Source organism: Terriglobales bacterium, assembly GCA_035624475.1.
Taxonomy (GTDB): Bacteria; Acidobacteriota; Terriglobia; order Terriglobales; family Acidobacteriaceae; genus DASPRL01.
In genome coordinates this window covers 1-22,739 of the sequence record DASPRL010000312.1, presented here as the reverse complement: position 1 = coordinate 22,739, position 22,739 = coordinate 1, and the positions used below count along the sequence as shown (strand labels likewise).

Here is a 22,739-nt window from a genome sequence, read left to right as displayed (position 1 = left end):
TTCCTCCCGAGGAGACTAATCTGCCGGGTCTGGACACGAAACGCTGTGACTGAAGTCACAGGGGGGTGTGATGGGTGGACAGGGGGACAAGCAGGATCGGTGCGGCGCGCGAGGTCCTTCGGCGCGGAAGCGCCTCAGGATGACGCCGTCCGGCGAGGGCGGGACGGCGACTCGCGAAGTTCAGTCCGCGGGGACGGTGTTGCCGTTCAGGACGGGCACCTCTTCCGGCGCCTTCTCCTCTTCCTTCGCCTTCTTGCGGCCCAGCTTGCGCTTGACCCAGCCCTGGAAGCTTTCCAGGTAGGTGAAGTAGACGGGGGTGATGTAGAGGGTGATGAGCTGGGAGAAGATGAGGCCGCCGACCACGGCGTAGCCCAGGGGGCGGCGGGCGGCGGCGCCGGCGCCGAAGCCCAGGGCGATGGGCAGAGTGCCCATGAGCGCGGCCATGGTGGTCATCATGATGGGGCGGAAGCGGATGAGGCAGCCTTCGTAGATGGCGTCCTCGGCGCTCTTGCCTTCCTTGCGCTGCGCCTCCAGGGCGAAGTCGATCATCATGATGGCGTTCTTCTTGACGATGCCGATGAGCATGATGACGCCCACGAAGCCGTAGATGTTGAGGTCGGTGACCCGCCAGTCCATCGGCCAGATGGGCAGGCGGAAGATGATGAGGGTGAGCAGGGCGCCGAAGCCCGCCGAAGGCAGGCCCGACAGAATGGTGATGGGGTGGATGAAGCTCTCGTAGAGGATCCCCAGCACGATGTAGATGACCAGGATGGCCATGACCAGCAGCAGGCCCAGCCCGCGCACCGAGGACTCAAAGGCCTGGGCGGTGCCCTGGAAGCTGGTGCTGATGGTGGGCGGGAGGATGCGATGGGCGGTGGCGTCGACCGCCTTGAAGGCGTCGGCCGGGGCCACATCGGGCTTGAGGTTGAAGGAGAGGGTCACGGCGGGCAACTGGCCGATGTGGTTGACGGTGAGCGGGCCCAGGCTGCGAGTGAGCTTGGCCACGGAATCCAGGGGCACCAGCGAGCCGCTGGAGGAGCGGATGTAGAGCATGCCCAGGGCGGCGGGATCCGCCTGGTACTGCGGCTCCAGCTCCATGATGACGCGGTACTCGTTGTTGGGAGCGTAGATGGTGGAGATCTGGCGGGAGCTGTAAGCGGTGTAGAGGGCGTCCTCGATCTGGTTGGCGGTGACGCCCAGGGTGGACGCCTTGTCGCGGTCGATGTCCACGTTGACCTGGGGATTGGAGATCAGCAGGTCGGTGTTGACGTCCTGCAGGCCGGGAAGCTTGCGCAGCTCCGCCTCCAGCTTGGGAGCGTATTCGTAGAGTTCCTGGGTGTCGGGGCTCTGCAGGGCGAACTGGTACTGGCTCTTGGTGAGGGTGCCGCCGATGCGGATAGGCGGCAGGTTCTGCATGAAGGCGCGCATGCCCGGGACCACCGCCAGCTTGGGGCGCATCTCCTGGATGAACTCGTCAGCGCTGGGACGGGTGGAGCGGGGCTTGAGGCGCATGAAGATGCGGCCGGTATTCATGGCGGAGTTGGGGCCGCTGGCGCCGATGCTGGACATGATGTTGTCCACGTAGGGCGACTTGAGCACGATGGCGGCGAGCTCCTTCTGGTGCTCGCGCATGGCGTCGAAGGAGACGCCCTGAGCGGCCTCGGTGAACATGAAGACGGAGCCCGTATCCTCGCTGGGCAGGAAGCCCAGGGGCATCACCCAAGCCAGCAGGATGGTGGCCCCGAAGATGGCCAGGGAAACCATCAAGGTGGCGAAACGGTGGCGAACCACGGGCTTGAGGGTACGGGCGTAGAGGCCGAGCATGCCGTCAAAGGCGCTCTCGAACAATTGGAAGAGGCGGCCGTGCTTGGCCGCGGGCGCGTGCCGCAGGAAGCGGCTGCACAGCATGGGGGTAAGGCTGAGGGAGACGAAGCCGGAGACCAGGATGGCCACCATGATGGTGACCGCGAACTCGTGCAGCAGGCGTCCCAGGATGCCGCCCATGAAGAGCACGGGAAGAAAGACGGCGGCCAGGGAGAGGGTCATGGAGAGGATGGTGAAGCCGATCTCGCGGGAGCCGTTGAGGGCGGCCTGCATCACCGGCTCCCCGCCCTCCATGTGGCGGACGATGTTCTCCAGCATGACGATGGCGTCGTCCACCACGAAGCCCACGCTCAGGGTGAGGGCCATGAGCGACAGGTTGTCGATGCTGTAGTCCAGCAGGTACATGGCGCTGAAGGTGCCCACGATGGACATGGGCAGGGCCAGGCTGGGGATGATGGTGGCGGACAGGTTCCGCAGAAACAGGAAGATGACCATGACCACCAGGCAGAGGGCGAGGAAGAGGGTGAACTTGACGTCGTTGACGGAGTCGCGGATGGAAACGGAGCGGTCGTAGAGGGTGTCGAGGGAGATCGAAGCCGGGATCTGGGCGCGGAAGGTGGGCAGCAGGGCGCGGATGCTGTTGACCACCTCGACGGTGTTGGTGCCGGGCTGGCGCTGGATGGCGAGCACGATGGCGCGGTGGTCGTTGAACCAGCTGGCGATCTTGTCGTTCTCCACGCTGTCGATGGCGCGGCCCACGTCGCGCAGGCGCACGGGCGAGCCGTTGCGGTAGGCCACGATGACGGGGTCGTATTCCTTGGCCTCGGTGAGCTGGCCGCTGGCTTGTACGGTGAAGGCCTGGTTGCGGCCCCACAGGGTTCCGGTGGGCAGGTTGACGTTGGCGTTGGCGATGGCGTTGTTGACTTCGTCGATGCCGATCTGGCGCGTGGCCAGGGCGCGGGGATCGAGCTGGGTGCGCACCGCGTACTTCTGTGAGCCGAAGACCTGCACCTGGGCCACTCCGCTGACCATGGAGATGCGCTGCGCCATCAGCGTCTCGGCGTACTCATCCACGGTAGAGAGCGGCAGGGTGGTGGAGCCCAGCGCCAGATACAGGATGGGCTGGTCCGCCGGGTTCACCTTCTGGTAGGAGGGCGGGGCGGGCATGTTCTGGGGGAGCTGGGAGAGGGTCTTGGCGATGGCCGCCTGTACGTCCTGGGCGGCGGCGTCGATATCGCGACTGAGGGTGAACTGCAGGGTGATGTTGGTCAGTCCCTGGGCGTTGACCGAGGTCATGGAGTCCAAGCCGGCGATGGTGGAGAACTGCCGCTCCAGGGGGGTGGCCACGGCCGAGGCCATGGTGTCGGGATTAGCCCCGGGCAGGCTGGCGCTCACGCTGATGGTGGGGAAATCCACATTGGGCAGGTCGCTGACCGGCAGGGTGCGGTAGGCCACGATCCCGAAGATGAGGATGGCCGCCATGACCAGGGTGGTCATGACCGGGCGCTTGATGAAGAGTTCGGCGAGGTTCATGAGCCGGCTCCAGGGGGCGCCGGCACGCCCTGGTTGGTCACGGCGCGGGAGTTGTTCTTGATCTCCACCTTGGCGCCAGGGACCAGGCGCAACTGGCCGTCGGTGACCACTTGCTCCCCGGGATGCAAGCCGGCCTCGATGATGCTCTGGCTGTCCACGGAACGGCCCACCGTGACCGGACGCGACTCCACCGTCAGATCCGACTTGATGACGAAGACGAACTGTCCCTGCTGGCCGTTCTGCACCGCCTGGGTGGGCACCACGATGGCGTTGGGCTGGGTGGTCAGGGTGAGCACCGCGTCCACGAACTGACCCGGCCACAAGCGGCGGTCCTGGTTGGCAAAAGTGCCCTTCAGCTTGATGGTGCCGGTAGCGGTGTCCACGGTGTTGTCCACGAAACTGAGCACGCCTTCCGCCGGCTGGGGATCGTTGGGGATGTGGGCTGCCACCTCGAGTTTGCCCTGGGCCATGTACTTCTTCACCTCGGGCAGGTTCTGCTCGGGGATGGAGAAGGTCACGTAGATGGGCGTGACTTGGTTGATGTTCACCATGATGGGCGTGTCGTTGGCCTTCACCAGGTTGCCTTGGTGGATCATGAGGTTGCCGGTGCGCCCGGTCAGGGGGGAATAGATGGAGCAATAGCTGAGGTCCACCTTGGCGCGCTCGACGGCGGCCTTGTCGGCCTCGACCACGGCGCGCGCGGTCTCGGCAGCGGTGCGATAGCTGTCGGCCTGGTCGCGCGAGACCACGCCCTGCTGCACCAGGTGGGTGTAGCGCTCGGCCTGGGTCTGGGCGTTGTTAGCCTGGGCCGTGTCGCGAGCCAGGTTGGCCTCGGCCTGGTTGAGCGCGGCCTCGAAGGGGCGGCGGTCGATGGTGAAGATGAGCTGGCCCTTCTTGACGTCCTGGCCTTCCGTGAAGTGGACGTCGGTGATCTCCCCGGTGACGTTGGAGCGCACGGCCACGGTGGAATAGGCCTCGACCGTGCCGATGGCTTTCACCTGCAGGGGAACGTCCTTCTGGGCCACGGTGGTGGCCATGACCGGGATGGCCTCGCGTACCGCGGCAGGCTGCTTGCCGCCACAGCCCGCCAGCAGCAGGACGGCAGCGGCCGCCAGCGCGGCCGCGCCCGCCCGTCCGCCATGCTTCACAAAAGAGCGCTTCTCTGCCTTCACGCTTGCTTTACCTTCCTTTGCGCGAGGATGGGGCCGAGGGAAACTGCAGGGGCGTGCGGCTTGCGCCGTTCCGCCGCGCTTTGCCGTGGAGACGGCGCCGAGGGCCGCGGGTGAGCATGCCCTCCAGCCAGATGTCGGTGAGGGTGGCGCTCACTTCCCTGGGGTCGAACTTCTGGTAGCGCTTGCCGCCGAACAGTTCCTGGATGAGGAAATGGTAGACCACCATACCCAGGAAGCCGCGGGCGGCCAGCAGCGGGTCCACGCGGCGGAAGACGCCGGCGCGGATGCGCCCGCGGATGAAGCGCGCCAGGGCCTCGTAGCGCTCGGCGACATAGGTGCGGAAGAAGCGGTGGGAGAGGCGGTGGTTCTCCAGCGCGCTGAAGAACAGCAGGCGGCTCATGCCCGGGTCGGCCCAGTTGCGCTGCAGGATCTCCTCGGCGATGCCGGTGAGGAGGTGGCGGTCCTCGCCCCCCTGCTGCAACTCATGCTCCAGCCATCTGCGGCGCTCGCCCAGATGGCACTTGCTCTCGATGACCGACCAGTACAGGTCGTCCTTGCAGGGAAAATGGCGGAAGACGATGGCCTCGTTGACCCCGGCCTGGTCGGCGATCTGGCGGGTGGTGGTGCCCTTGAAGCCCTGGCGCGCAAACAGCTCCATGGCCACCTGCATGATCTGCTGGCGGCGGTCCTGGGCGGAGAAGCGGGGGGCGGTCGCGGGCATGGTAAGTAATCACTTACTTTAGCCAACTCCGGCGGGGAAATGCAACCGCCCGGGGACCAAACGGCGCCACCACCGGGACGAGTCGCGCCGCCATTTTTGCCTCCCGTATAATCGGGGACTTGCCGCCGGAGAACCCATCCCGCGAGGCCGCCGCCGGCCCCTCCCGCCGCCACCGCCTCTTCCTTTTCGCCCTGATCCTGTGCTGGCTGCTGATCTATGTGCCGGGATTGTCGCGGCGGGCGCTGCTCGACGACGCCGACTCGGTGCACGCCGAGGCCGCCAAGGAGATGCTGCTGCGCGGCGACGGGGTGACGCTTTACGCCGACGGCATCCGCTACCTGGAGAAGGCGCCGCTGATGTACTGGGGCATCGCCACCAGCTTCCGGCTCTTCGGAGTGACGGAGTGGACGGCGCGACTGCCGCTGGTGCTGGGCGTGCTGGCGCTGCTGCTGGCCACCTGCTCGCTGGGGCGGCGGGTGTACGGCGAGCGCGGCGGCTTTTATTCCGCGCTCATCCTGGCCACCGGCTTCGGCCCCTACCTGTTCACCCGCTTCCTCATTCCCGACATCCTGGTAGGCCTGTGGCTGCTGCTGGGGCTGGACTTCTTCCTGCAGACGCTGGACGAGGCACGGCCGACGCGCGCCGCCTGCTGGGGCTTTGCGGCGGCCGCCGCGCTGAACGCGCTGACCAAGGGGCTGATCGGGATCGTCTTCCCAGTGGCCATCGCCGGACTGTACCTGATCCTGACCGGCAACGTGCGCCATCTGCGCAGGATGAGGGTGCTCTCCAGCACGCTGGTGCTGCTCTTGATCGCGGCGCCTTGGCACGTGCTGGCGGCGCTGCGCAATCCGGCGCAGGGACCGGTGAAGGGCTTCCTGTGGTTCTACTTCGTCAACGAGCACTTCCTGCGCTACCTGAATAAGCGCGTGCCCCACGACTACGGCACCGTCCCCTTGCTCCTGTTCTGGGGACTGATGCTGGTGTGGCTGCTGCCCTGGAGCGCCTTCCTGGCGCAGGGACTGGGGCAGGTGTCGCGGCGCTGGCGGGAATGGCGGGGGAAGCTGGACACACGCGGCCGCGCCAACCTGCTGTTTGCGCTGTGGGCGGGATTCATCCTGCTGTTCTTCAGCTTCTCGACCCGGCAGGAATACTACGTGGTACCGGCGCTGCCGGGACTGGCCCTGCTGATCGGCGGCTGGCTGGGACGGGAGGCGGAGGAGGAACCGCTGCGACGCAGCGGGCGCTGGTCGGCGACGGTGCTGCTGGGAGTGGGGGTGGGCGTGTTCGTGGCCACGGCCGCGCTGCTGGTCTCGTCGCGGCCGGCCCCGCCGGGCGTGGACATCGCCGAACTGCTCAGCAAGCATCCCGAGGAGTACGCGCTCTCGCTGGGACACATGCTCGACCTGACGCCGCAGGCGCTGGGCGCCTTCCGCCTTCCCCTGCTGGGGACGGGGATCGCCTTCCTGCTGGGCACCGGGCTGGCCTGGTGGTTCCGGCGGCGGGGCGCTCCCGGGAAGAGCAACTTCGCCCTGGCCGCCATGATGGTGGTCGTCCTGGCCTGCGCCCACCAGGGACTGGTGATCTTCGAGCCCGTGCTCTCCTCCAAGAAGCTGGCGCAGGCCATCGAGCGGCGTTACCGGCCGGGCGAATTGATCGTGATCAACGGCGACTACGAGGACGGCTCCACGCTGAACTTCTACACCGGCGTCCCCGTGCACATGCTGAACCACCGCGAGGCCGACCTGTGGTACGGGTCGTTCTTCCCGGATGCGCCCCGGGTCTTCGAGGACGACGCCTCGTTGGCGCGGCTGTGGAGCGGTCCCACACGCGTGTACCTGTTCACGCCGGAGGATGAAACCCCCAAGCTGCTGCGGGAGGGCGGCGCGCCCGTCTACGAGGTGACGCGCAGCGGAGGCAAGCTCATCCTGAGCAACCGGCCCAACTAGGGCGCGGGGGTGGCGGCGTCGGCGGCGGGGACGGCCTCGGCGATGGGGCGGAGTTTGCCCTTCTCCAGGATGAACTGGTCGCCGCGCCAGTGCACGGTGTGACCGGCGTAGCTGGCCAGCCAGACGCCCAGGGCGAGCACATCGCGCAGCGGGACCAGAGCGAGGCAGCCGAGCCAGCGGCGGTCCTCCAGGACCAGGCGGCTGACGGCGAAGGCCACGCCCAAGCGCAGCACCACGGCCAGCGCCAGCACGCCCCAGCTCCAGAGAGCGCCACGGGCGGCCAGGACCGCCAGCGCCGCCCAGGGCACGGCGAAGGTAAGGAGCAGGCCGGCGTAGCCCCAGGGGCGGGAGTCGCGGGTGCTGCGCGCCCAGCGCAGCTGGTGGTGCAGGAAGGCGGAGAAGGAATAGTCGGGCAGATAGTTCTCCACCACCACCTCGGAGAGGTGGACCTCGTAGCCGGCGGCGGCGATGCGCTGGCCCAACTCGAAGTCGTCGGCCAGGTAATCGAGCAGGGGCTCCAGGCCGCCGATGGCGGCGAGCGAGGGGCGACGGAAGGCCAGGGTGGAGCCCAAGGCGAAGTGGATGCCTCCCTCCACCTGGCGCGCCGCCAGCACCCCGGCAAAGAACTCGGTGTTGATGCCGACCGCCTCCAAGGCGGAGCCCAGGGTGCGCCCGGCGATGCCGCGGTAGAGGCAGGTGACCATGCCCACGCGCGGGTCGGCGAAGCCGGCCAGGACCCGGCGCAGGTAGTCGCGGGGCACGCGGATGTCGCTGTCGTTCACCAGCAGGTAGGGGTGGGAGGCGTGGCCGAGCATCTGGATGAGGGTGGCGACCTTCCGGTTGGCGCCCAGGGTGGCGGGGCAGATCACCAGGCGGATGGCGCGCTGGGGAAACTCCTCGATCAGCCGCCGCACCAGGGGGACGGCGGGATCGTCCTCGTTCCGCACCCCGAAGATGATCTCGTACTCGGGATAGTCCTGCAGGCAGTGGCTGCGGAAGCTCTCGTAGGCCTCGGGATCGGTGCCGCGCAGGGGCTTGAGGATGGAAACCCCCGGGGTGAAGTCCGCGGGCGCCTGGCGCGGCCTCCGCAGGAAGGCTTGTGCACCCAGCAGACACAGCAGGTAGTAGCCCAGCCCGCAGAGCGTCCCCAGCAACGCGACGTATTCCAGCAACCAATGGCCCATAGGCTAAAGGAGGAGAGTTCCGTATATCTTCGCACCCGGAGGGGCTGACTCACAACCGCAAATCCCGCCAAGGTCCCATTCGGGATAAGGGCTCAGACGCTCAGGATACGCCTGGGGTTGGCCGCCGGTCTACTCGTAGCGCAGGGCCTCGATGGGGTCGAGGTTGGCGGCCTTCCAGGCGGGATAGATGCCGAAGACCAGGCCCACGGCGGCGGAGATGCTGAAGGCCAGCACGATCCAGAAGAGGGAGACGTAGACGGGGAGCGCGGACCAGGCCAGTTGCACCAGTTGGATGGCGCCGATGCCCAGCAGGATGCCCAGGCAGCCGCCCAGGGCGGTGAGGGTGACGGCCTCCAGGGTGAACTGCAGCAGCACGTCGCGCTTGCGGGCGCCGATGGCCTTGCGCACCCCGATCTCGCGGGTACGCTCGGTGACCGAGACCAGCATGATGTTCATCACTCCCACGCCGCCCACGATCAGGCCCACGCTGGAGACGGCGAACATAAAGATGAAGAGGCCGCCGGTGATCTGGTCCCAGAACTCGGAGAGGGAGTCCTGGGTCATGATGGCGAAGTTGTCGGGCTGGGCGGGGGTGAGCTTGCGGCGGCGGCGCAGCACCTCCCGCATCTCGTCCATGACCTGGGGCATGGCGGCGTGGGAGACGGCCTTGACGCTGATAAGGTGGTCCTTGAGCTCGGGGTGGAGCTTGCGCAGGGTGCCCAGGGGGAAGTAGGCGATGTTGTCCTCGGGGTTCTTGCCGCCGCTGATGACGGACTTGCGCTGGTCGGCGACCCCGATCACGGTGAACAATTCCCCCTCGATGTTGATCTGCTTGCCCACGGCCTGCTGGCGGCCGAAGAGGGTTTCGGCGGTATCGTAGCCGAGCACCACCACGGGGTCGCGGTGCTGGTCCTCGAAGTCGGTCCACATGCGGCCGGCGTTCATGTGGATGTCGTAGACGTCGCGGACGCCGGCGGTGTCGCCCTCCAGGATGACGTTGGAGGCCTTGCGCCCCTGGTAGCTGAGGGAGTAGGTGCCCACTCCGAAGACGGGATTGAAGTAGCGCACCCCGCTGGTGACGGAGTCCACGCCGGGCAGGCCGGCGAGGGCGTCGCCATCCTCGCGGGTGAGTTCCTTGCGGGTGCGCATCTCCTCGCTGGGGCGGGTGAAGGTGAAGAAGTCGAAGCGGTAGGCCCAGATGATGTTGGAGCCGAACTCGGTGACGGAGGCGTTGATGTTGCGGCGCAGCCCGCTCACCACCGAAGAGATCATGATGACCACCGCCACTCCGATGACGATGCCCAGCACGGTCAGGCCGGAGCGCATCTTGTTGGAGCGGATAGTGTCGAGGGCCAGCCGCACCGCTTCTCCGTAATCGCGCCGACGCAGCATGGCTAGAGTTCGAACCTCAGGGCGACGATGGGGTCGAGGTCGGCGGCGCGCCGCGCCGGGTACACGCCGAAGAAGACGCCCACGCTGGTGGAGACGATCACCCCGGCCAGCACCGCCCACAGAGCGATGGCGGAGGGCATGCCGATGAGCAGGGTGACGGTCTTGGCCACCAGGATGCCCAGCAGGATGCCGAGGAGGCCGCCCACCAGAGCCATGGTGCTGGACTCGATGAGAAACTGCGCCATCACGTCGCGGCGGCGCGCCCCCAGCGCCTTGCGGATGCCGATCTCGCGGGTGCGCTCGGTCACCGAGACCAGCATGATGTTCATGATCACGATGCCGCCGATGATCAGCGAGATGGAGGCCAGGGCGATGGTCACGGCGAAAAAGTTCTCGCTGATGGAGGCCCACAGGCTGAGAAAACTCTGGTTGGTCTCGATCTCGAAGGAGTCGGGCTTGCCGGGGAGGTCGTGGCGGCGGCCGCGCAGGATGACCCGCACCTCGTCCAAGGCGCGGTCCAGCCCCGCACCCACCCCATAGGCCTTGCCCCAGATGCGCATGGGGGTGTGGGCGCCGTACTGGCGCTGCCAGGTGGTGATGGGCATCATGACCCAGTTGTCGCGGCTCTGGCCCAGGGTCTTGCCCTGCTTCTTGGCCACCCCGACCACGGTGTAGGCGTTGCCGTCCACCCGGATCTCCTTGCCGATGGGGTCGGTGCCCGCCATCAGGTTCTCCACGATGTCGTTGCCGATGACCACCACGCGGGTGGCGGTGTCCATGTCGCTCTCGGTGATGCCGCGACCCTCCACCAGCTCCAGGTCGTAGATGCGTCCCATGGAGGGCGTCCAGCCGCGCACCCCGGTGTCGGAGGAGGATTGCTGGCCGTACTTGACGTGGCCGTCGGAAGTGTTGGTGCTGGCGCCCAGGATCATGCAGCTCTTGCAGGTGTCGCGCAGGACCTGGTAGTCCTCCAGGGTCAGGTCCTTGCGCTTCTGGGTCTCCAGGAAGGTCTCGATGTCGGTGATGACGTTGGGGGTCTTATTGACGATGAAGACGTCGGCGCCCAGGTTGAAGATCTTCTCCGCCACGTAGCGGTTGATGCCGTTGACGAAGGTGACCACGGCGATGACCGCCGCTACGCCGATCACCACCCCCAGCAGGGTGAGCACCGAGCGCAGCTTGTTCGCCCACAGCGACTGCAGGGCGATGCGGATGGCTTCCAGGACGTTCATGGGCGAGGATTCAGTCTAGCAGTTCCCTGCCAGGGCCGGGCCCTGGGATCAACTACGGCGGGCGCGCGAGAAAGGACGCATCCTTTATAATGAGGCTGTAGCAGCCGGAACGGGCAGTCGCTCCCGTCCCGCGGACGCCGGGTTCGCCCGGGCTGCGCGGGAACGGGGGAGGAAAGTCCGAACTCCGCAGGGCAGTGTGCCGGATAACGTCCGGGCGGACGGCCTCAAGGCCGCTCGACGGAAAGTGCCACAGAAAACATACCGCCCCGCCGGTTCGCCAAGCGCGATCGGTTCTTCGCTTGTGCTTGGAGAACCGGCGGGGTAAGGGTGAAAAGGTGCGGTAAGAGCGCACCGCCCGTCCAGCAATGGGCGGGGCAGGGCAAACCCCACACGGAGCAAGACCAAATAGGGGAGGAGCCCGCCGCAAGGCGAGCACGAGCCGGCCCGGTTCGTCCGAACTCCCGGGTAGGTCGCTGGAGCCCGTCAGTGATGGCGGGCCAAGAGGAATGACTGCCCTGCCGGGCGACCGGCAGACAGAATTCGGCTTACAGTTCCGGCTGCACTGAGCGCCCGTCCCTGCGGAAACGCGGGGACGGGCTTCAACTTTGCGGCACAGAACTCTGTCGTCCCTGCGGGACTCGGATCAAGAAACCGCCATGACCCGGCACTCAGGTGCCGGGCTGGGTTCTGACGCCCGCAAGGCGGGCTGACTCACGCGGCGGCGGCGCGGGACTTGGCCTGGCGGCCGACCTCTTCATAGACCTGCAGGATGCGGCGGGCGGAGAGTTCCCAGGAGTAGCGTCCGGCCTGCTCGTAGCCGCGTTGCTTCAGGCGCTCGCGCAGTTCCTGGTCGAGCAGCACGCGCTGCAGGGCGTTGCGGATCTCGAAGACGTTCTCGGGGTTGACCAGCACGGCGGCGCTGCCCACCACCTCGGGCAGCGAGGAGGAGTTGGAGGTCACCACCGGGGTACCGTGGGCCATGGCCTCCAGCGGGGGCAGCCCGAAGCCCTCGTAGAGCGAGGGGAAGACGAAGATCTTGGCGGCGTCGTAGAAGATGCGCAGCACCTCGATGGGCACGAAGCCAAGGAAGCGCACGTCGTTCTGCACCCCGCTGCGGATGACGGTGCGGCGCAGGTCGGGGTGCTGGGAGAGTTCGTCGCCGATGATGATGAGCTTCAGGTCCTCGAACTTCCCTTCCTTCTGGAGTTCGCCCTTGAGCGCGGAGAAGGCCTCGATGATGCGCACGATGTTCTTGTGCGGCTTGATGTTGCCGGCGTAGAGCAGGAAGGGATGCTGCACCTGGTAGCGCTCGGCGATGAAGCGGCGGTCGGCGTCGCTGGCGTGGCCGCGCTGGAAGCGCTCGTCGATGGCGTTGTAGACCACCTCGACCTGCTCCGCGGGCAGCCGGAAGTAGCGCTCGATCTCGCTCTTGGTGAAGTGGGAGACGGCGAGCACGCGCCCGGCGCGGCGCAGCAGGCGGCGGGTGAAGCGGAAGTTGAGGGCGCGGCGCCAGGCGGAGCCGCTCTGCCAGGCCACCATGTAGGCCAGCAGGTCGTGCACCGTCACCACGTAGCGGCAGGGAAAGCGCTGCGGCAGGCCCGCCAGGTGGGGCACGTGCACCAGGTCGCAGCCCACGCGCTTGAGCGCCGCGGAAAACTCCCACAGGTTGCGGGGCGAGCTTTCGGGCAGGTCATAGGGCAGATGCGAGAAGCTCTCGGGCAGGCTGCCCAGGGCGCGGAAGTGCGCCTCCTGGCCGAGCAGCAGGTACTGGTTGGCGGCATCCAAAGTCGCCAGGGTGCGCACCACGTTGCGGATATAGGTGCCGACACCGAAGTCGGCGATGCGGCGGATGTCGAAGGCGATCTTCACAAGAACCAGTCGTCGGTCTTCGGCCTTCGGTCGTCGGCCAAAAACCTGCTCGGTACTCGGTACCCGGTACTCAGGCCCGGGCTTCCACCGCGGCGCGGGCGCGGCGCTCGGCATAGAGCGGGAAGCTCTCGCACAGCTCCAGCACCTGCTTGCGGATGCGGGCCAGGGCGGGGGCGTCGGAGCGGTTGTTGAGCGCCTCGGCGATCCAGCGGCCGACCTGGCGCATCTCCGCCTCCTTCATGCCGCGGGTGGTGAGCGCGGGCGTCCCGATGCGGATGCCACTGGGTTTGAGCGGCGGGTTGGTGTCGAAGGGGATGGCGTTCTTGTTGACGGTGATGCCGGCGTCGCCCAGCGCCTTCTCCGCCTCGTTGCCCAGCATGCCGCGGCTGTAGACGTCGACCAGCATGAGGTGGGTGTCGGTGCCGCCGGAGATCACGCGGAAGCCCTCGCCGGCCAGGGTCTCGGCCAAGACCTTGGCGTTGGCCACGATCTGGCGGGCGTACTCCTTGAACTCCGGCTGCATGGCTTCGTGGAAGCACACCGCCTTGGCGGCCACGATGTGCACCAACGGCCCGCCCTGCTGCCCGGGGAAAACGGTCTTGTCGATGGCGGCGGCGTACTCCTGCTTGGAGAGGATCATGCCGGCGCGCGGCCCACGCAGCGTCTTGTGGGTGGTAGTGGTCACGATCTGGGCGTGGGGCACGGGCGAGGGATGCACGCCCCCAGCCACCAGCCCGGCGAAGTGCGCCATGTCCACCAGGTAGAGGGCGCCCACCTTGTCGGCGATCTGCCGCATGCGCGCGAAGTCGATGATGCGGGGATAGGCGGAGCCGCCGCCGATGATGAGCTTGGGGCGCTCCGCGAGCGCCAGCTTCTCCAGTTCGTCGTAGTCGATGGTCTCGGTGTCCTTGTTCACGCCGTAGGGCACCACGCGGTAGGTCTTGCCGGAAAAGTTCAGATGATGGCCGTGGGTGAGGTGGCCGCCGTGGGCCAGGTTGAGTCCGAGGATGGTGTCGCCGGGCTGGATGACGGCGGCGTAGGCGGCCATGTTGGCCTGGGAGCCGGCGTGGGGCTGGACGTTGGCGTGCTCGGCGCCGAAGAGGAGCTTGGCGCGCTCGCGGGCCAGGTTCTCCACGATGTCGGTGAACTCGCAGCCGCCGTAGTAGCGCTTGCCGGGATAGCCCTCGGCGTACTTGTTGGTGAAGACCGAGCCCATGGCCTCGAGCACGGCCTCGCTGACGAAGTTCTCCGAGGCGATCAGCTCCAGGCCCTCGTGCTGGCGGCGCTCCTCGCCGGCGATGGCAGCGGCCACCTGGGGATCCACTTCCGAGAGCGGGCGGGACATGCGCTGGTTCTTCATGGCGTCCTTCTTCCTGTCAGTCGTTGGCGGCGCGGGCCTCTTCGCGCTCGATCTCGGCGATCTTGTCGACGCGGCGCTGGTGGCGGCCCCCGGCGAACGAGGCCTTGAGCCAGGCGTCCACGATGGAGAAAGCCTTCTGCTCGTCGAGGAAGCGAGCGCCCAGGGCCAGCACGTTGGCGTCGTTGTGCTCGCGGCTCAACTGCGCTTCCTGCTCGCTGGTGACGTTGGCGGCGCGGATGCCCGGGACCTTGTTGGCCGCCATGGCCATGCCGATGCCGCTCCCGCACACCAGGATGCCGAGGTCGGCCTGGCGGCGCGCCACCTCTTCACCCACCTTGCGGGCGTAGTCGGGGTAGTCCACCGAGTCGGTGGAGTTCGTGCCCTGGTCGTCCATGCTGATGCCCTGGGCGGCCAGGCGCTGGCGGATCTTCTCCTTGAGCTCGAAGCCGGCGTGGTCGGCGCCGATGGCGATCTTCATGGCAGGCCCATTCTACCGCCTTCCCGGCGGGGCCGGAACCGCGGAGGCGCGTGGGGCCGCGGCGGATCGTCTTCTACGGCGCAACCGGCGGCGGCACCGGGCCCACGCTGGCGGCGATGCGCTCGGCCACCGGGCCCAGGGTCTTGAGGTCGGCGCGGCTGGTGATATCGATCTGGGCGGCGCAGGCGGCGGCGCCGGCGGGCCGCGCCACGTAGTAGTGCACCCCGTCCTTGCCCTTGGCGTACTGGAACCACAAGCGGTCGCCGCTGTCTTCCAGGATCTTGCCCGGCTGGTATTGCAGCTTGATGTGCTCCTTGAACTGCTCCCAGTCCTTCATGGGATTGTGGTGCAAGGAGGCGGCGGCGCGGCCCTGGCCGAACTGGATGAGCGTGTCTTCGCCGGCGATGGGATGCCAGGTCTCCGGAATGGCCCACTGGCAGAGGCCGTCCTTATCCTGCACCTGGCGCCAGGCGGGAGCGGCGGCGCGGGCCGGCGGCGTGGGACGGGAAGCGGGAGGGGCGCTCTGTTGACCGGTTGCGGCTAACCCGGCCAGCACCAGCGCCGCCAGAAGCAGACTGTGGCGGAAGCGGAGCATGAGTTCCTTCCTGGGAGAGGTCTTTTCTTATTGTCAACCCGCAGACAGGCTTTTCGATGCGGCGCCGGGAAGCCAGGATGCTCGGGTCCGGCGACCCCGCTCCGGGCTTGTCCTGAAGCGGCTTTCGCCTCATAATCTCCGCACCCAGAACCCGAGGTGAAGCATGGCAACCACCGCCGGCAGCGAGGCCGCGCAGGGCTACAAGCTCATCAAGTTCGATACCTCCACGTACGTGGCGCGGCTCACCCTGAACCACCCGCCCTACAACGTGCTCACCATCCCCCTGATGACGGAGATGGCGGAGGCCATCGAGAGCCTGAACGGGCGCGGAGACATGAAGTGCATCCTGCTGGAGGCGGGGCAGTTCCCCAACGTCCCGCAGAAGACCTTCTCCGCCGGCATCTCGCTGGAGGACTCCAAGCCGGACCGCGTCTTCCAGACCCTGGACGCCTTCAACCGCGTCTTCCAGGCGCTGGCCGAGGTTTCGAAGCCCCTCATCGTGGTGGTGAACGGGGCGGCCATCGGGGCGGGCTCGGAGCTGGTGGCCTTCGGGGACGTGGTCATCGCCACGCCGGCGGCGCGCTTCGCGCAGCCCGAGGTCAAGATGGGCGTCTTCCCGCCCTTCGCCGCGGTCATGCTGCCGCAGCTCATCGGGCCCAAGAAGACCTACGAGCTCATCCTCACCGGCAACCCGCTGACCGCGGAGGATGCTCTGCACCTGGGCTTCGTCAACCGGGTGGTGCCGGAGGCGGAGCTGAAGAAGGCGGTGGACGACATCCTGGTCAAGATCGGGGAGTTCAGCGGGCCGGTGCTGGAGATGACCAAGCAGGTGATCGGCAGTTCCCTCGGCCTGCCCCTCAAGGACGCCATGAAGAAGTCGCAGGACATCTACCTCAACCAGCTCATGGCCCTGGAGGACGTGCAGGAGGGCCTGCGCGCGGTGCTGGAAAAACGCAAGCCGGTGTGGAAGAACAAATAGCCGTCAGCGGTCAGCCATCAGCCGTCAGGTAAGACCTCTCTTCGAGGGCGTCATCCTGAGGCGCTTCGCCGAAGGATCTCGCGGGAAGCCTCCGAGCCGCTGCGCGCGAGATGCTTCGCGCCCTGAAGGGCGCTCAGGATGACGCCATCCCACACGAATGCCCCTGACCCCTGACTCCTGACTCCCGACTCCTCCTGCTAGAACGAGCGCCGGAAGAACGAGATCAGCTTGTAGGCGTCGACGTACTTGAAGGGGCTCTCGCCGGTGGTGTAGTGGCCGCAGGGCAGGACGGCGACCTCGTGCTCGAGCTTGCGGCGCTCGAACTCGGCCACCACCTGGCGGGAGAACTCGGGCAGGAAGGTGAGGTCGTAGGTGGCGTAGACGATGAGCGACTTCCGGGGGAAGCGCTGGAACTTGTCGAAGTAGGCCATGGGGCTGATGGCCAGCCAGCAGTCGCGCAGCTCGTCGCGGGTGATGGCCTCTTCCACTCCGGCGCGGATGTGGCGGGTGGACTGCCCGGTCCATACCACGTCGGCGAAGTAGGTGGAGGCGTGATTGAAGGCGCAGACGCGCAGGCGGGGATCGTGGGCGGCAGCGATGAAGGCGTAGCAGGAGCCCAGGCTGGTGCCCAGGATGCCGAGGTTGGTGTAGCCCTGCTGCTGAAGCCAGTCGAGGCAGCAGCGCGCCTCGATGACCGCCTGGCGGGCGGCGTCGATGGTGCGGGCCAGGTTGGAGCTGACGGCGTAGTCGGCGCGCTCCAGCTCGCGCGGCATGCGCACGTCGTGATAGGGCATGGACATGCGCAGCGCGGCGATGCCGGCCAGGTTGAGCAGCTTGCCCAGGGCGTTGTGACCCTCGGCGTCGGAGTTCCACTGCGGCAGCAGGACCACGGCGCGGCGCCCGCGCGCCGGGAACCAGCGCGCACTCACCGTGTTGTTTTCCTCGTAAGGGCTTGGGACCGGCGAGGTGAAGCGCAAGTAAGGCGCCTTGCGTTTGGCGTCGCCCAGGCCGGCGCGCCCATCGCGCGCGGTGAAATGCGCGGGGACGTGGCGCTCCAGGCGGAAGTCGGCGGGGGTGCGATAGGCGAAGAAGCGGTCGCTCTCAGCCACCAGCGCGCGGTTGAGAGCGCGGAAGGATCCGGCGAGCGGCTCGCCGGCGGGCAGCCGCCCGTCCACTCCCGGCCAGGCGCGCGCCCACTCCAACCCCCATTCGAAGGGACGGACCACGCGGTTGGTGTCGCGCGTGGTGAGACGCGTCTCCCAGTCGTACATCCATCGCTGATAACGCTTGCGCATGGGGATGTAAGTCAGTCTAACAAAGTGAGCGATGTGCCTCGACCGAAGGCGTCATCCTGAGGCGCTTGAGCGCCGAAGGATCTCGCGCGGAGTGCCGCGATGCTGCACGCCAGATCCTTCGCGGCCTGAAGGCCGCTCAGGATGACGCCCTCCAGCCGGTCAACCTGCCGGAGGGCGTGCTACTCCACGTACTTCCGGGGCACGCGGTCGGAGATGCCGCACAGCACCTCGTAGGGGATGGTGCCGGTGAGGCTGGCGATGTCCCAGGCGGAGATGGCATGGTGGCCGCTCTCGCCCAGCAGCATCACCTCGTCGCCCACCTCCACCCCGGGGATGCCGGTGATGTCGATGAGGGTGAGGTCCATGGCGATGTTGCCCACGATGGAAGCGTAGTCGTGGCGCACGATGACGCGGCCGCGCGAGGAGAGCTGGCGGTTGAGCCCGTCGGCGTAGCCCACGGGGATGACGGCGATGCGCGCCGGGGCCTGGGTGACGTAGGCGCCGTGGTAGCCCAGGGGCTGGCCGGCGCCCACCTCGCGCACCTGCAGGATGCGCGTCTTCCAGGTGAGTGCAGGCTTGACCGGCAGCTCGTAGGAGGGGTCGGGGGAACCGCTCACCACCGAGGCGAAGGGCAGGTAGTAGCCGTAAAGCGAGAGGCCGGGGCGCACCATGTTCTTCCAGGTCTCGGGGCGGGTGGCCAGGGCTGCGCTGTTGGCCATGTGGTAGTAGACGGGGGAGAGGCCGCTCTCGACCACCGCGGTCACGGCGTCGTCGAAGCGGCGGATCTGGGCGTTGGTGTCGGGAGCATCGATGACGTCGGCGGAGGCCAGGTGGGTGAACAGGCCCTCCAGCACCACGTGGCGGGCCTCGCGCAGCACCTCGGCCAGGGCGGGAAGGTCGGCGATCGCCACCCCCAGCCGCGACATCCCCGTATCCACCTTGAGGTGCACGGGGAGGGCGTCGTGGGGGCCGAGCTTGAGCTTCTCGGCGATGTCCTCGAGCAATTCGATGTGGTTCCAGTCCCAGATGGTGGGGGTGAGGTCGTAGCGGGCCACGGCCTCTTCCTCGCCGCGCCAGAAGCCGGTCAGGATGAGGATGCGGCCGGTGATGCCGCCCTGGCGCAGGCGCACGCCTTCATCCACCGAGGTCACGCCGAACCAGACCGCGCCCTCCTTTTCCATGGCGTGGGCGCACTCCACCGCCCCGTGGCCGTAGGCGTCGGCCTTGACCACGGCGCACACCGTGGCCTTGGGCGCCACATACTGCTGCACCGTGCGGAAGTTGTGCCGCAGCGCGGTCAGCGACACCTCGGCCCAGGTGGGGCGCATGCCTGACTCTCCTTGCGATGTTGGGGGGGAAACCGCCCGCCGCGCAAAGCTGGAGAGATTATACCGAAGGCCCCCGGCCGGGCAGGTCGGTGGGGCCGGTGATGAGGCGGATGCCGCGCTGGTAGGTGAGGTACGACCACGCCCACTGGATGCCGACCAGTAATCGGTTGCGGAAGCCGATGAGCCACAGGATGTGCACCGTCAGCCAGGTCACCCAGGCCGGGAAGCCGGTGAGGCGCAGGCGTCCGAAGTCGGCGACGGCGGCGGCGCGCCCCACGGTGGCCAGGTTGCCACGGTCCACGTAGTGGAAGGGGCGGCGGAGCTGGCCGCGGAACTCGCGGCGGAGGTTCTCCGCCACCGCTCTTCCCTGCTGGATGGCCACGGGGGCGACGCCGGGCAGCGGCCGGCCATGCTCGTCGCTGCAAGCGGCCAGATCGCCGATGACGAAGACCTCGGGATGCCCGGGCAGGGAGAGGTCGGCTTGTACGCGCACGCGCCCGGCGCGGTCCAACTCCCCGCCCAGCGCCGCGCCCAGCGGCGAGGCCTGCACCCCCGCCGCCCACAGGTTCACCGCCGAAGGCAGGAGGGCATCGCCCAAGCGCAGCCCGCGGGGCTCGACCGCGGTGACCTTGCAGTTGGTGCGCACCTCCACGCCCAGGCGCTCGAGCTGCTGCTGCGCGCTGCGCGACAGCTCCTCGGGATAGGTGGGCAGGATGCGCGGCCCCGCCTCAAGCAGCAGGATGCGGGCGCGCGCCGGATCGATAGAGCGGAAGTTCTTCATCAGGGCGCGGCGCGCGATCTCGGAGAGCGCTCCCGCCAGCTCGACTCCCGTCGGTCCCGCGCCCACGATGGTGAAGTTGAGCGGGGTGAGAGGCGCGCCGGTGGCGGCCTCGCGCTCCGCCATCTCGAAGGCCAGCAGCACGCGGCGGCGGATCTCGAGCGCGTCCTCCAGGGTCTTCAGGCCGGGGGCCAGCGGCTCCCAGTCGTCGTGGCCGAAGTAGGCGTGGCGGACGCCGGCGGCGACCAGGAGGTAGTCGAAGTCGAGGTTGAAGTCGCGGCAGAGGACGCGGCGGGCGGCGAGGTCGAAGCCGGTGACCTCGCCCAGCAGCACCTCCACGTTGCGCTCGCGGCGCAGGATGCCGCGGATGGGCGAGGCGATGTCGGCGGGAGAGAGCGCCGCGGTGGCTACCTGGTAGAGCAGCGGCTGGAAGGTGTGGTGGTTCTTGCGGTCCACCAGGGTGATGGAAACGGGCAGGCGGGCCAGGGCCTTGGCGGCGTAGAGCCCGCCGAACCCGCCTCCGACGATGACCACGCGCGCCGCCGCCATCCCAAGGGATGAGATTCTACCGCCCGCAGGCGGGATGCGATTTCGTCCTACTCGCCTACCGCCCGCGATTCGAAGCGGGTGGAGCGCTTGATGAACACCAGCTCGATCTTGCCGGTGGGACCGTTGCGCTGCTTGGCGATGATGAGTTCGGCCAGGCCGTCGAGGTCGGGATCGTCGGGCTTGTAAACCTCCTCGCGGAAGATGAAGGCGACCACGTCGGCGTCCTGCTCGATGGAGCCGGACTCGCGCAGGTCGGAGAGCTGGGGGCGATGATCGCCGCCGCGGCTTTCGGGGGCGCGGCTCAACTGGGAGAGCGCGACCACCGGCACGCGCAGTTCCTTGGCCAGCGCCTTCAGCCCGCGCGACATGGCCGAGACCTCCTGCGTCCGGTTCTCGTAGCGCTTGCCGCCCAGCCCGCTGGGCGACATCAGTTGCAGGTAGTCCACGATCACCAGGTCGAGCTGCCCCTGGGTCTGCTGCAGGCGCCGGCACTTGGCGCGCATCTCGTGCAGGGAGATGCCGGGGGTGTCGTCGATGAAGATGGGGGCGTCGTTGAGGGCACCCAGCGCGGCCACCAGCTTCTCGAAATCCTCGCGCCCCAAAAAGCCGGTGCGCAGCTTGTGCGAGTCCACGCGGGCCTGCGAGCACAGCAGGCGCAGCAGTAGCGCCTCGCGCGACATTTCCAGGGAGAAGACGCCGACCACCTTCTTGTCCATGACGGCGGCGTTCTCGGCGATGTTGAGAGCGAAGGCGGTCTTGCCCATGGAGGGGCGGGCGGCGATGATCACCAGTTCGGAGGGCTGCAGGCCGCTGGTCATGCCGTCCAGGTCGGCGTAGTGGGTCTCCAGACCGGTGATGCGCTGGCCGCGCGAGTAGAGCGCGTCGATGGAGCCGAAGGAGTCCTTCACGATCTCCTTCACCCCCAGGAAACCGGAGCCGATGCGGTCGTCGGAGAGCTTGAAGATGGCGGATTCGGCGGCGTCGAGGATCTCCTCGGCGGGCTCCGACTGCTCCGAGGCCTGCACGATGGCGGCCTGGGCGGCGTGGATGAGGCCGCGCAAGAGCGCCTTGTCGCGCACGATCTTGACGTGGTGCTCGATGTTGGCGCGCTTGGGCACGCCGTCGGTGAGCGAAGAGAGGTAGCCGACGCCGCCGATGGCCTCCAGTTCTTTCTTGGCGGCCAGGCCCTCGCTCAGGGTGATGATGTCGATGCCGCGGCCCGCCTCGGAGAGTTCGCCCATGCGGGCGAAGATGCGGCGGTGGGAGTCGAGGGAGAAGTCGTCGGGGCGCAGCGCCTCGGCCGCCTGGTGGAAGGCCAGGTTGTCGAGCAGGACGGCGCCCAGGATGGCGCGCTCGGCGTCCACGCTGGCGGGCAGGCCGCGGTCGAGACTGTAGTCGGTGGTGGCCATCGCAGGTGCTTTCCGGATTATGCCATAACTGGGCGAAGAAAAAACGAATTGCGGCCCGCGCCAGCCGCGCGGGCCGCACCGTGAGCGGGAGCCGGGTTGGGGCGCGCCTCCGCAGGGAGGACGCGCGCTCCACCGTCTGCCGGGCCGCGCCGCGGGACGGACCCCGTGCCCGTCCGGCTCCTCGCGCCCGATCTCTCGTTTCCCGGCAGCGCGCTCCTTCGAGCGCCTCACCGGCTCCCGTTCTTGCGTTGCGCGTCACTGTGCCCGAGCCGGCGCCGGCGCTCAACTGCAAACTCGCTCGCCGGGGTGGAAACGCTGTGGGAATTCGGGATTTGTTGTGGACGGCGGAGGAAAAAAGGAAAACAACTTCAAGCCGCCACGGATTCACACGGATGACCGCGGATCAAGAACAAAAAGGAACGGACCTTCCGGGCTCTATCCGTGAAGATCCGTGAGAATCCGTGGCTGTCTGGAAGTTCAGTCCTGCACGCCGTCCATGAAGGCGCGCAGTTTGCGCGAGCGCGAGGGGTGGCGGAGCTTGCGCAGCGCCTTGGCCTCGATCTGGCGGATGCGCTCGTGGGTGACCGCGAACGACTGCCCCACTTCCTCGAGCGTGTGCTCGCTGCCGTCCTCCAGCCCGAAGCGCATCTTGATGACCTTCTCCTCGCGGGCGGTGAGGGTCCTGAGCACGTGCGCCGTCTGCTCCTTGAGGTTGATGTTGATGACCGCGTCAGCGGGCGAGACCACGCCCCGGTCCTCGATGAAGTCGCCCAGGTGGCTGTCCTCCTCCTCGCCGATGGGGGTCTCCAGCGAGATGGGCTCCTGCGCGATCTTGAGCACCTTGCGCACCTTGGCCACGGGGATGTCCATGCGCTTGGCGATCTCCTCCGAGGTAGGCTCGCGACCCAGCTCCTGCACCAGTTGGCGGGAGGTGCGGATGAGCTTGTTGATGGTCTCGATCATGTGCACGGGGATGCGGATGGTGCGGGCCTGGTCGGCGATGGCGCGGGTGATGGCCTGGCGGATCCACCAGGTGGCGTAGGTGGAGAACTTGTAGCCGCGGCGGTACTCGAACTTGTCCACCGCCTTCATCAG

The 22,739-nt window shown here is 67.7% G+C and carries 17 protein-coding genes and 1 other RNA gene; 3 read left to right on the top strand and 15 right to left on the bottom strand.

Annotated elements, in window-relative coordinates:
* Positions 1-180 precede the first annotated feature (180 nt).
* Genes VEG08_12385 through VEG08_12375 form a run of 3 tightly spaced genes read right to left on the bottom strand, consistent with a single transcriptional unit; the run spans position 181 to position 5,250 of the window.
* Positions 181-3,357, bottom strand: a complete 3,177-nt coding sequence (locus VEG08_12385; GenBank protein HXZ28781.1) for an efflux RND transporter permease subunit — start codon at positions 3,355-3,357, stop codon at positions 181-183.
* On the bottom strand, positions 3,354-4,505 hold the full coding sequence (locus VEG08_12380; protein ID HXZ28780.1) for an efflux RND transporter periplasmic adaptor subunit: 1,152 nt from the start codon (positions 4,503-4,505) through the stop codon (positions 3,354-3,356). The genes VEG08_12385 and VEG08_12380 overlap by 4 nt, the downstream gene beginning before the upstream one ends.
* Positions 4,506-4,536: 31 nt before the next feature.
* Positions 4,537-5,250: a TetR/AcrR family transcriptional regulator gene (locus VEG08_12375; GenBank protein ID HXZ28779.1), complete on the bottom strand. Its 714-nt coding sequence runs from the start codon at positions 5,248-5,250 to the stop codon at positions 4,537-4,539.
* A gap of 119 nt (positions 5,251-5,369) precedes the next feature.
* Here VEG08_12375 and VEG08_12370 point away from each other — a divergent pair, with 119 nt between their 5' ends.
* Positions 5,370-7,196, top strand: a complete 1,827-nt coding sequence (locus VEG08_12370; GenBank protein ID HXZ28778.1) for a glycosyltransferase family 39 protein — start codon at positions 5,370-5,372, stop codon at positions 7,194-7,196.
* Here VEG08_12370 and hpnI read toward each other — a convergent pair.
* The 3 genes from hpnI to VEG08_12355 form a co-directional block, all read right to left on the bottom strand.
* A complete protein-coding gene (gene hpnI / locus VEG08_12365) occupies positions 7,193-8,368 on the bottom strand; it encodes a bacteriohopanetetrol glucosamine biosynthesis glycosyltransferase HpnI (protein ID HXZ28777.1) in 1,176 nt (391 codons plus the stop codon). The genes VEG08_12370 and hpnI overlap by 4 nt on opposite strands.
* Before the next feature lie 141 nt (positions 8,369-8,509).
* On the bottom strand, positions 8,510-9,772 hold the full coding sequence (locus VEG08_12360) for an ABC transporter permease (protein HXZ28776.1): 1,263 nt from the start codon (positions 9,770-9,772) through the stop codon (positions 8,510-8,512).
* A gap of 2 nt (positions 9,773-9,774) precedes the next feature.
* Positions 9,775-11,004: an ABC transporter permease gene (locus tag VEG08_12355; protein ID HXZ28775.1), complete on the bottom strand. Its 1,230-nt coding sequence runs from the start codon at positions 11,002-11,004 to the stop codon at positions 9,775-9,777.
* Between the two features lie 101 nt (positions 11,005-11,105).
* Between VEG08_12355 and rnpB the strand changes: the two genes are divergently transcribed.
* An RNA gene (rnpB, locus tag VEG08_12350) (RNase P RNA component class A) lies at positions 11,106-11,568 on the top strand.
* Positions 11,569-11,715: 147 nt separating this feature from the next.
* Here the strand turns inward: rnpB and VEG08_12345 are convergent.
* From VEG08_12345 to VEG08_12330, 4 genes are all read right to left on the bottom strand, one after another.
* Positions 11,716-12,873, bottom strand: a complete 1,158-nt coding sequence (locus VEG08_12345) for a glycosyltransferase family 1 protein (protein ID HXZ28774.1) — start codon at positions 12,871-12,873, stop codon at positions 11,716-11,718.
* A 70-nt stretch (positions 12,874-12,943) separates the two neighbouring features.
* Positions 12,944-14,233: a serine hydroxymethyltransferase gene (gene glyA, locus VEG08_12340; protein HXZ28773.1), complete on the bottom strand. Its 1,290-nt coding sequence runs from the start codon at positions 14,231-14,233 to the stop codon at positions 12,944-12,946.
* A 16-nt stretch (positions 14,234-14,249) separates the two neighbouring features.
* Complete coding sequence (rpiB, locus tag VEG08_12335) at positions 14,250-14,711, bottom strand: ribose 5-phosphate isomerase B (GenBank protein HXZ28772.1); 462 nt, start codon at positions 14,709-14,711, stop codon at positions 14,250-14,252.
* A 73-nt stretch (positions 14,712-14,784) separates the two neighbouring features.
* Positions 14,785-15,306, bottom strand: a complete 522-nt coding sequence (locus VEG08_12330; protein ID HXZ28771.1) for a hypothetical protein — start codon at positions 15,304-15,306, stop codon at positions 14,785-14,787.
* A 163-nt stretch (positions 15,307-15,469) separates the two neighbouring features.
* Between VEG08_12330 and VEG08_12325 the strand changes: the two genes are divergently transcribed.
* Complete coding sequence (locus VEG08_12325; protein ID HXZ28770.1) at positions 15,470-16,285, top strand: enoyl-CoA hydratase/isomerase family protein; 816 nt, start codon at positions 15,470-15,472, stop codon at positions 16,283-16,285.
* Positions 16,286-16,482: 197 nt separating this feature from the next.
* Here VEG08_12325 and VEG08_12320 read toward each other — a convergent pair whose 3' ends face one another.
* The 5 genes from VEG08_12320 to VEG08_12300 form a co-directional block, all read right to left on the bottom strand.
* Positions 16,483-17,580: an alpha/beta hydrolase family protein gene (locus VEG08_12320; protein HXZ28769.1), complete on the bottom strand. Its 1,098-nt coding sequence runs from the start codon at positions 17,578-17,580 to the stop codon at positions 16,483-16,485.
* A 179-nt stretch (positions 17,581-17,759) separates the two neighbouring features.
* Positions 17,760-18,908 (bottom strand): alanine racemase, encoded by a 1,149-nt coding sequence (alr, locus tag VEG08_12315; protein HXZ28768.1) that lies wholly within the window; start codon positions 18,906-18,908, stop codon positions 17,760-17,762.
* A gap of 58 nt (positions 18,909-18,966) precedes the next feature.
* Positions 18,967-20,235: an NAD(P)/FAD-dependent oxidoreductase gene (locus VEG08_12310; GenBank protein ID HXZ28767.1), complete on the bottom strand. Its 1,269-nt coding sequence runs from the start codon at positions 20,233-20,235 to the stop codon at positions 18,967-18,969.
* 47 nt (positions 20,236-20,282) lie between these two features.
* Entirely contained in the window at positions 20,283-21,644 is a 1,362-nt protein-coding gene (dnaB, locus tag VEG08_12305) for a replicative DNA helicase (protein HXZ28766.1), read from the bottom strand.
* 477 nt (positions 21,645-22,121) lie between these two features.
* Positions 22,122-22,739, bottom strand: a 618-nt coding sequence (locus VEG08_12300; GenBank protein HXZ28765.1) for a sigma-70 family RNA polymerase sigma factor, incomplete at its 5' end; no start/stop codon positions are given.